General features: G+C 40.5%; 5 protein-coding genes. All 5 read right to left on the bottom strand.

The features are described from left to right. Positions 1–10: 10 nt before the first annotated feature. Complete coding sequence (locus ACX5KA_RS03955) at positions 11–3,208, bottom strand: DEAD/DEAH box helicase (protein WP_458730469.1); 3,198 nt, start codon at positions 3,206–3,208, stop codon at positions 11–13. Continuing rightward, positions 3,208–4,056 (bottom strand): hypothetical protein, encoded by an 849-nt coding sequence (locus ACX5KA_RS03960; protein WP_458730470.1) that lies wholly within the window; start codon positions 4,054–4,056, stop codon positions 3,208–3,210. The genes ACX5KA_RS03955 and ACX5KA_RS03960 overlap by 1 nt, the downstream gene beginning before the upstream one ends. Positions 4,057–4,183: 127 nt before the next feature. Then, positions 4,184–6,379 (bottom strand): DEAD/DEAH box helicase, encoded by a 2,196-nt coding sequence (locus tag ACX5KA_RS03965; RefSeq protein WP_458730471.1) that lies wholly within the window; start codon positions 6,377–6,379, stop codon positions 4,184–4,186. Beyond that, positions 6,376–7,683 (bottom strand): ATP-binding protein, encoded by a 1,308-nt coding sequence (locus tag ACX5KA_RS03970; protein ID WP_269408919.1) that lies wholly within the window; start codon positions 7,681–7,683, stop codon positions 6,376–6,378. Before ACX5KA_RS03970 ends, ACX5KA_RS03965 begins: the two co-directional genes overlap by 4 nt. A gap of 3 nt (positions 7,684–7,686) precedes the next feature. Beyond that, the gene (locus ACX5KA_RS03975) at positions 7,687–9,999 is read right to left on the bottom strand and encodes a tellurite resistance TerB family protein (RefSeq protein WP_458730472.1); all 2,313 of its coding nucleotides are present in this window, start codon (positions 9,997–9,999) and stop codon (positions 7,687–7,689) included. Positions 10,000–10,176 lie beyond the last annotated feature (177 nt).

Consider the following 10,176-nt stretch of genomic DNA (forward strand, 5'->3'; position numbering starts at 1 on the left):
AATCAGTTAATTAGGTGCGGAATGACGGATTGAAGGCTTGATGAACCCCAACACGAGATAAAATCGCTGAATTTGAAAAAGAGAATGCTAGTTTTTCAGGACTGTCATAACCCAAACGGATTGCTGTACTCAGTGCTTCAACTACTTCGGAAGATAGACTCTCCTGATTGTCGTATGGACTGATTTCAGTAACAATACGTGTCACCAAACCCATAATAAAAGAAAGGCCTCTTGGTAAAACTGTTCCGACCAACTCTCTAGCTCGTGGACAGGCTTTTGCGGTTGCATGATCTGAATCTGGATTGCCCCCCAAAGCAATCTCTACGTCTCTTAATGGAAAGCCACTTAGCCACGCACGTACCCCAGGAGATAGGGCATCTAGAACGTCATCAGAGAGTTCTCCATTTTTATTTCGTCCAGTTGCCCCGAGAATTGACATTTTTACATCAAAGAGTAACAGTTCTTTAGCTTCTGGATCAGTCTTAAACCAATTGAATAGCCAAATAGACCACTCATTAATTGACGTTGGTAAAGCTCCAATATTTTTAGTAATCGCAGACCTCAAACGTGAAAGTACAAGTGGTGGCAATCCACTTTGTGAAGCTAGAATTGAAAGAGACTGATCAATTTCATCGCCGTCTTTAAGTTTCACAAGATTTTCCAACTCAACTAGTTGGGAGTTGAATCTCTGCTCTTCATTATTTGCCCTAGATCTGAATGCAGCAAAAGAAGATTTAAGGTTAAACAGTGATCTTTCATTGTTTTCAGTATCATTCAGGGTTGCGAGGCGATTAACTAGGTACATCACTTCACGATTAACCGTATTGCCATCGGAAATTTCATCTAAAACTCTAGATATTGGGTCTGAAATTTCTACACATCTATCATCCTCTGGAATTATTGATTGTAATTTACTTACTACATTCTGATTTAAACTCTGGTTTTCGGGAAAAGTCAGAATAGGCTCTGGTACGAGCAAGACAATTCCATTTGCCAGATGTCCAGCTCTACCTGCTCGCGCAGCAGCATTCAATAATTCATGTGCCTCCAAAAGTTGGCGACCATCATTTTCAGCACGCTTATCACCTGCCAAAATTGCCATTTGTGCGGGGAGGTTAAGACCTTGAGCTAACGTTGGGGTAGCAACGATCACCATTGCCCCATCTGCACGTTTATACATACGTTCAGACAGATCTCTTTCAATCCGAAGCATGGATGCATTATGTGGGACTGCGGCGCTTCCTTTTGTAAGTAATGAGTGCTCCAGCCCCCCAAGCTCTAGCTCTAATGCATCCCATCTACGATTTTCATCTTCAGTAGGAGCAATGTTTCCACCAAGCTCAACAGAGATACTTTTTGCAGTAGATATGGCATGAGATTTTTGATTAACAAATACAATCGTTTTAAGTCTATTAATAGCACTGGCTACAGCTAATTTTGAGGCTACACTATTTACGTTTGGAGAAATGGATAAATAATTGGAGTAGAGTTTTCCAGTAAGTAAAACTTTATCCTGTGTTAGCTTTGTGAAAGTACAGATTGCGTTTTGGTTTTCTAAATCCAACCAATTGTGCTGCAAGCCCCAAATGGCATACGGATTTATAACCAACTCTCTAGCAGAAGAAGCTCTTAAATTTGCCGCGCGTCTCCCTGCTTGCTTATCAAGATTCGCTTGCACATTATTTGCCATTTCTTTTATGGATTGAACATCCTTTTCTGAGTAAATTACAACTCCGCGAGCCTGCCTGCTTGGCTTCCATAACAGATCAATACTGATGCAACCTCTACCGGTCAATTGTTTAATCCATTTAGCAAACTCTTCCCCGTTTTGTACCATTGCAGAGAGAAAAAGAGTGTCCGCTTCTGGGGCAATTCTATTAAATGCAAGAAGGCAAAGCATACTATCTAGCGACCTACGTATCTTTCCTGATTGTGGGCTGAGCAAGTGACATTCATCAAATACCAATAAGCCAACATCGTCAAAGGATTCGGGGGAGAAGGAAAGCATTGCTAAACATCTTTCAGGTGTCATTACCTCAATTTCCGGAAGAACTGCACCAACTTGGAATAGAAGATCAAAATCACTTGATACAGTAGATCCCAAAATATCTTGAGGGAACATCTCTTGTAGGTCGATAGTAAGTTGTTCAACAAGTGCGTGAGTTGGTGCAAGAAAAATTACTTTTTTCCCCTGCGATAAAGCACTAGCGATTTTTATTGAGGAAATAGTAGTTTTTCCGGCTCCTGTTGGCAAAACCATTACAGCAGACGTTCCGTTGTGGTGGAAACCTTCTGAGAGAGCCTTTTTGTGATTAGGCCAAATGAAAGGGAATTTTTTTGCTCGGAACGCTATCCAATTATTCCAAAATTCAATATCAGAGCCCTGGGGTGGTTCTAGTCTCGTTAGCGCAGATTCATATATACCGTCATACGTTGCAATGAGTAATGACGCAAGATGAGCAATTCCGGGAAACGTTACTTCTACTCCACAAGCCAGAGCATCTTTACTGATTGAACTAGCTAGTGTTTTAGCATGTTCAAACATCACTTTGGGAGACTGGATTTGGCCATCGCCAATACCAATTCTTAAGATCAACTTTGATAGTTTTTCTATCCCAAAAACTAAGGATTGAACCAATGCGATAAAGGCAGAAAATTCAATATTACTTCTCTGCTCAACAACAAATCCTGCTCTTTCGTTTCCTCTATTAACTATATCTATTAGCCGACCTTTAGCTAAATCTACAATATGTCTAACTAACTCAGTAACAAGGTAATGCTGCCCCTCTCTTTCGATTTTTACCTTAGATGCTGCTTCAAAAGCATCTGCATATTGTTCAGCCGCAAGAAATAGGAGAACAGCCGCAATTTCAGGTGCTAAACGATCCCTGCTGACATTTTCCCTTTCAGCGATTTCTTCTTCTAGTAATTCCTCTCTCCTTGCTATCAACTGCTGAGCACTCGCTGCAACAAATGCAGAGGATCGCCTAATAGATGGTTCGTTGTTGATAGACACTACTAGCTCATAGGTGTCCGCAATACGATCTAATGTCCAATCACCATCCTGGATTGGGTGTTCTTCTCCACCTAGTCGCATAGATACAATCCGTGCATAGTGGCTAGTTAACATTTGTGGCAAGTCATTAGGGGCTAAATCAGGAAATTCGGGAGCAGCTCGAAGGAGTGAAGCTGTTTCTGGGTCAAACATTAATCTTGCTCCACTTCTAATTGTTCTATGTAATCAATGATTTTCGTTGCCATCGCATCAAACCAATCTCTTAATTTTCTATCTACAATGAGGCTGGCACCAATCCTTTGCTCCTGTTTTATATCTTTAATTTTATTATATCCTTTAAACAATGCTTTCTGGGCTTGCTGAGTATCGAAATCCTTAGTTAAGGCAAAACCTGCTCGATAATGCCTGCTTGAGTTATCAATAACTTTTCGAACCATAGACATAGCCTGAACATTGCTAACCCCACTTAACTGGATAAGGCTTGCAGCGGCAGATATCAGCTCTGCATTTCTTGTGTTTCCATGCCGATCTAAGAACCCAGGTATTACTTTCTGCGTAAATGTATCTCGCGGGTTGTCCGTACACTTATCTTCAAAAATGGTGGATTTTAGTATTTCACTACCATCTTCATTAAGCTCTATCATTATCCCGTCTAACCCTTGAGATGTAGAACTCGTGTGCGGGTCTTTAAGAAAACATTTGTCACCGGATACCTGTTTGGCAGCTATCCAAGAAATAATTTCAAACATCAAGCCATCCCTCTGAATTCTCGGGTAGCCAGTGCGCGGATTTTGTTTTCCCACTTGAACTGTAAATTTTATTTTTGCTTCATTTTTAAGCTCATGGTCAGTAAATGCAGGCGCTGCTGGCAGAAGCTCATCAATAATATGGGCTGCTTGTGCTGCTTGTCCCATAACGACTATAGCGATAAGGCGAGCTAACTGTTCTTCGTTTTCTACTTTCCATTTTGACCCTATACAATCATCATCAATCGGAAAGTCTGTAATATTTAGAGCTACGAGATTTTCTTCAAGGGCCATTAGTACTTTCCTTATAACTTTCTAATATCATTAGGTTTAATTATTCCTCGAAAAGCTAGTTAGACTAAAATTTACTTTGTAACTTCACCATTGGTGGCATGGAAGCGTGTGGTCTTTTACAACCAAGTCACGTTACCTTTTTTTTCAACCAATTCTGTGAATTGCTAATTTCAAATGCTCTGGCTCCATACCCTATGGATAGAATGCTTTCTGGCAAGAACTCATCGAACTTCTCGATACGTTTTTCCAATACTTGTAGTGCTAGTTCAGTTTCTGTTGGGAGTTCTGTTGAAGCAAGTTTGAGCAATGTTGCGTGAACACTTTCTAATGACGCTTTTTCTACTTCTATGACTCCAGCATATGCGCCAGCTTCAAACCCATGTTGGATTAGCAAGGCGACAATTGTATTTACCACTTTGTCACCAAGCCATGGGAATATATAGGTAGTATTACCAACCTGGAGCAATGGTTCTTTAGAGAGCTTTGCATCTTCGAAATATCGTACGCTCTCACCAAACAATTCTCGTGCGGCTGAATCAGCGAAGTCGACTTTCTGATCTCCCACAGAAATTCTGTAGTCACCGTCTTTTAATATTTGAAACATCTCTTGCCGGACAACATCATGTATGTTCAAGCCAGCACCACCAAATTTAGGCGGCTTGCCACCTTTTGCATGCTCCACATAAATGACTTTCTTTTCGCTATCTATGTCGTTTACTTTCCAACGCTTTCCACCGAAAACAATATGCTGCCCTTCTAATACCAATGAATCTACAGGCAGCGTTCCGAGTGATTTACTTCCACATAAAATCCGGAACTCTTCAGGCGTTTTGAAAACAGCATAGAACGAGTAATGGCTTGTCAGCTTTTCTCCCAAAAGGCCAAGCACCAATTCACCACTTCCTAACTGAGTTATGAGTTCTGTTTTGCCCATGTGGACAAGTAGTGCTTTGAAGTTTTCAACATTAACGTTTTGAAAAGGGCCATCTTTACAGAGCAAACTAAATAATTGCTCGGCTCTAATTCCTCCCCATTGTGCAGTAACCGCAAGTACTTGGTGAAGGAGTGTTGAGAAGTGGTAAAGTGATGTATCAGCTGGTTCATACCATTTACTGCCGATAAGAAGTCTGATCATGGCCAGAGATTGAATAAGCTCCAATCTCAGCTTGTCGATGACGCTAGAGTCTTTTGTCAATTCAGCTTCAGCGATGAGCATTCGCAATATTGAGGCTCCACCGCGTCTTCCTGAGCGACCCATTCTTTGACGTAAACTTGAAATAGAATGGGGGGCTGTTACTTGAATTACTGAGTTTACCTTGCCAATATCAATGCCTAGTTCAAGAGTCATTGTGCAAATCGCTGTGGTAGGGTAATGCTCCTGTTGCAATCGATTTTCTAAGCTTTCTCGAAGATCTTTAGATAGTGAACCATGGTGAGGAAAAAATTCATTCGGTACAGTTTTTTCTTCACAGAAGTCAGATAATGTAGCCGCAATGCTTTCTGTACGGCTCCTACTATTTGCAAACACAAGGTGATTTCCGCCTCGACAAAATTTAAATAAATCTTGGCAGATCGTATATTCTGCATCATTGGAAGACTCGGTTTCTAAGTTAGCAGGGTTTACATACCCTTTTACCTGAACCTTCAAGGTGGATGTCGAATGTGTATCTTTGATGATCTTGCAAGGTAAAGAACGATTAGGGCGAAGTGATAGAGGTACCTTCTCTAACTCACCAAGCGTTGCACTCAAAGCGACTCTCGGGATTGGTGTTTCTAGTCTTCCAAGAAGATGTTCAAGTCGATGAAGTAAAGATAGTAAGTGATGGCCGCGCTCAGAACCAATAAAGGCATGAAACTCGTCAATAACGATATATTTCAAATTAGAGAATGCAGTTTTTATCCAGCCTGAGTCTCTGATGAGTAATGACTCCAATGACTCAGGTGTTATTAACACGACACCAGATGGCGATGCTTTTAATTTCTTCTTTCGGCCCAGTGAGCTATCACCATGCCAGGGAGTAACAGGTATTTCTAACAGGTCAGACAGACTTTCTAAGCGCCTATCTTGGTCATTTATAAGGGCTTTTAGAGGGCTAACGTAAAGGATCCCTACACCCGTTTCTTGATGTGCGATAGTGCTAAGCGCAGGCAAGAAAAATGCTTCTGTCTTTCCTGCTGCGGTTGAAGCGCTGATCAGTACATCTGTCTTTTCAGACAATATAGGTTCAATAGCAAGGCATTGTATTTCTCGTAAGCCAGTCCAGCCTTGTTTGAATATCCAGCGCTGAATCCGATGGTCTAATTTTTCATGTTCATCAATCATAGTTTGAAGTCAGCAAATCCATCTTCATTGTCCTCTGTTTCGAGTTCAACATCGGAAGGCTTATCTTCATTAATTGCTACTGATGAGATCAGACTATGCCACGCAATTTGCGGGTTTTGGTCGATTACCGCGAGCATGTCTAAAAATGCTTTAATGGTGTTACGTGGCGTTCTAAAATACGCATCCCCTATAGTTTGGCTGCAATGCTGTAAGAACGCTTTGAGAGATTCGTCTGGAACCAAGTACTTCGCTTCATCACCTTCAGCATAAACATGGCGCAAGTTTTTAAGCAAAATATAAAGTTCTTCAGGCGTTAAGCTAGCGAGGTGTAGCGCTGGTGACGAATAATCAATCACGCCCGCTTGTTTAGCAAAGCTGTTATCTGCCAATCTAGATTGCAGTGCTTCATAGCTATACAAGCCTTTACGTGGATCTAGCAAAAACTCAGGGGTTCCGCCGAGAAGAAAGCCCAAATGCTCAGCGCTTCCTTGCAAGCAATCGTTTAGAATTCGGAGTATTTGTTCATAGTTAGAAGTTCTCGCTGTGGTATTGTTCAACTTATATAGATTTACCATCTCGTCTAAGTTAACTAGAAGCCCTTGGTAGCCAGCTTGTCTGACAAATAAACTCATTAATTTCAGCGCGTCATAAAAAGATGTATCCGAAATAATTGTTCGAACTCCTAGGTCATTTCGGGCATCGGTTTTAGTTGAATACTCTGCTCGTAACCATTTTATGGCGTTAGCTTTTAATATCTCATCATCTTTCTCATGACCTATCCAATAAGCCTCAATAACTTTAGCAAAATCATAACCGCCAACGAGTTCAGAAAGTGATGCTAATTTTTCATGGATAATTGAATTTATACTTTTTCCCGAAGTATCAGCTTCTTTCATCGCTTCTGTGATGAACTTTTCAACTACACTTGTTAAAGCATTACCATCAGGTTTGTTGCGAGTCGCCATGTTACGCATTAGCTCAGAGTAAAGGTTTCTAGCTTGACCAGCCGATGCATGAATACGTCTATCAGGAGATAAGTCTGCATTGACGGTTACAAGCTTATTCTCCAGAGCAATAGCACGTACAACACTTAAAAAGAATGTTTTACCAGAACCATAATCGCCGATAATGAGCCTGAAAGCTGAACCTCCATCTGAGATCCGATCAATGTCTTGGATCAGAGCTTTTAATTCATTTACTCGACCAACTTGGATATGCTGGATTCCAATCTTAGGAGTCACACCTGACTTCAGAGATTGGATAATAGCATCCCTTTCTTTAGCTCGTATTCTTTTTGCAACCATTGTTTATCCCTTCAATTCTTCTACGATTTCTAGATCGACATAGATATCACCATCGTCATCTAGAACTGGCGCATCGACTTTGTCATAAGCCCAGTCATTAATGGTTTCTAATGCGCCATCAACCATTATGTTTAGTTTGCTGCACAGTTCATGAACTTCTTTACGTGGCCACGACTCTTTTGCTATCAAAGTTTCAAAAAGTTCTTTGTAAGGGCTATCTAAGCCTTCTTCATTCACATCAGCGGTGGGGCTAACTTCCTGTTCAGCTTCTTCATCAACGGCAAATATACTCTCCAGCATACTCTTTGCATCGTTGGTGTCACTTTCATGAATAGCCAGAATACCTTCATCCAATTGAAAGGTACTTTTATCAATTGAAGCTTCTTTAGATGTGGCTGAGATAGGTTGTTTGCTGGAGGCAAACGCATGAATGTCACTTGTAACGAGTGATTTATCTAAGCCTAACGAGGTATATAACTTTTCAATTTGCTTAATTTCAGAAGCATCGATTTTTCCATCAGCAAGAGAGATGGAAAGCATGAATCTTTTCAAGAATTCCACCTGTGGAACGCTGAGTTTTTCAATCCTAGCTTTCAAGCCGGTATTATTTACAGGGGCATTTAGACGCCAAGTTAAATATGCATTTAACGAGTTCTTTTCAGAAGGTGAGAGTTTGTCATCGTGGTTTATCAACGTTTGTAAGGCAATTTTCTCATGATGATCTACATTACCGTCTATCGTTGCGACCATTGCCCCTAACCTAATTGCTAAACTTACTTGGTTGAATGCCGAACTTGGCTCAAAAAACTCTCCATGGCCCGGAGAGAAGAGCACAATGTTGTCATCGATTTTCAGTTTTGCATGATGAAAACGTTGGTCTGGCGCAATACCTATTTCAGCCTTAGCAGCCAAGTTAGCGACTAGTTCATTTTCTTTTTTGTTAAAAGCCTTAGGGAGAGGTGTACCTGTATGAGTCCAGAAATCCTTGACTGTGGTTAGTCCTTCATTTGAACTAATTATCTGATTTGCCCAAGACTTAAATGTTTCTATGACTGGTGAGTTTGATTCGTTTGCTAGTTCTTTAGGTAATAACATTAACGCTGCAATATCACTCCTTGAGGTATCAGCTTTTCCTAAGTAACGGCTATAGCTGTTCAACTCTTCCGTACATTGCTCGGCAATTGGAATGAGCTTTTTAATTGGGCCTTTGAGAATACTTGGATCTGGTAAGTCACCCAACTCCAAATCAACCCCATGCACACCATTACTTGCCGCATGGTATGAAAGTCGCAGTTTAGTTTTATTGGGTTTTACGGAAATTCCCTCGCCAAACTTGTCAGAAAATCTAATTTGGAAAAGCTGGCTAAACTCTTCTTCACATCTACGGGCGGGGGTTTTTAGGGAATACTCGAATGTATTTTTTAGCCACTCTAAAGCCAAGGGAGCTTTTACAGGGTTTCCATTGGCTATAGTTGTTGCAAGGTTAACTTTAAATGACAATGCATTATTAGTTTCTGGTATATCTGCCAGTCTATCTTCAAGTAAGGTGGGTCTTTGAAGTGCCATTAGTTCGAGGAAATTAGCAGAGTATCCTCTGAACGAACGATTTGCGTTGAAAACGCTATTGAGACGCAACACTTCTTCAAATATTGCTATGTACTCTTCATTAGTTATTTGATTACTGGATTTGTTTTCAATGACTCTTCTCTCAAACCCGTAGAAATAGATGAAGACATAACCAATAGGCGTATTGGGGTTTGAGCGATCAGAGGCGAGCCAATCTAGGTAAGCGCCTCTACAGCCTTTAGATAAAGATGCGTAAGTTGGCCAGTACCCTAAGGATTCATCAGTGTATATCTCTGAATCTACCGAGGGACTTGAAGCTGGGCGTTTATCATCCACTAGAGATGGCTCTATACCGTACCCATCTAGTGAATTCATTACTCCGCCAAAGTAGAAAAAGCCTTTTGTTAACTGTCTTCCATTAACAGAAAGTTGTTCATCTTCACTTATCCATCGACCTTTTTGCTTGTTCGTTGTTTTTTCTGGCTCTCGGCCAAAGCTTGTATGAATAGTAAAAGTAGCAAAGTCATCATCATCGTCTAAATAAGTATGATTAGATGTACTGGATACACTTATGCTGGAAGATCCTACAGCAATACTGGGGGATGAAGTTCTAATTTCAGGGACTTTGGCTTTTTCAGAAAAAGGTTTCGGAGTTCTTTTTGGGGAAGGTTTGTGTGCAGAAGGATTACTGTTACCTTTAAATAATCTATAAATCAAATAAATTACAAATAACCCAATAATAAATTCCATTTCGTTTCCTCTTTTTCAAGGTTCCAATTTAGGTACTTTGTTCCTTGATTTTTATAACTTTTTATTGACTTTTATATCAAATTCAAATTACTTAAGCAAAGTGTGAATGAAGCTTTACTCATAAAATGTTTGAATCGACCAGATTTCTCTAGGGTCTGTTGATCTTTGCTGTACATA

It is taken from the genome of Alteromonas alvinellae (genome assembly GCF_902705805.1).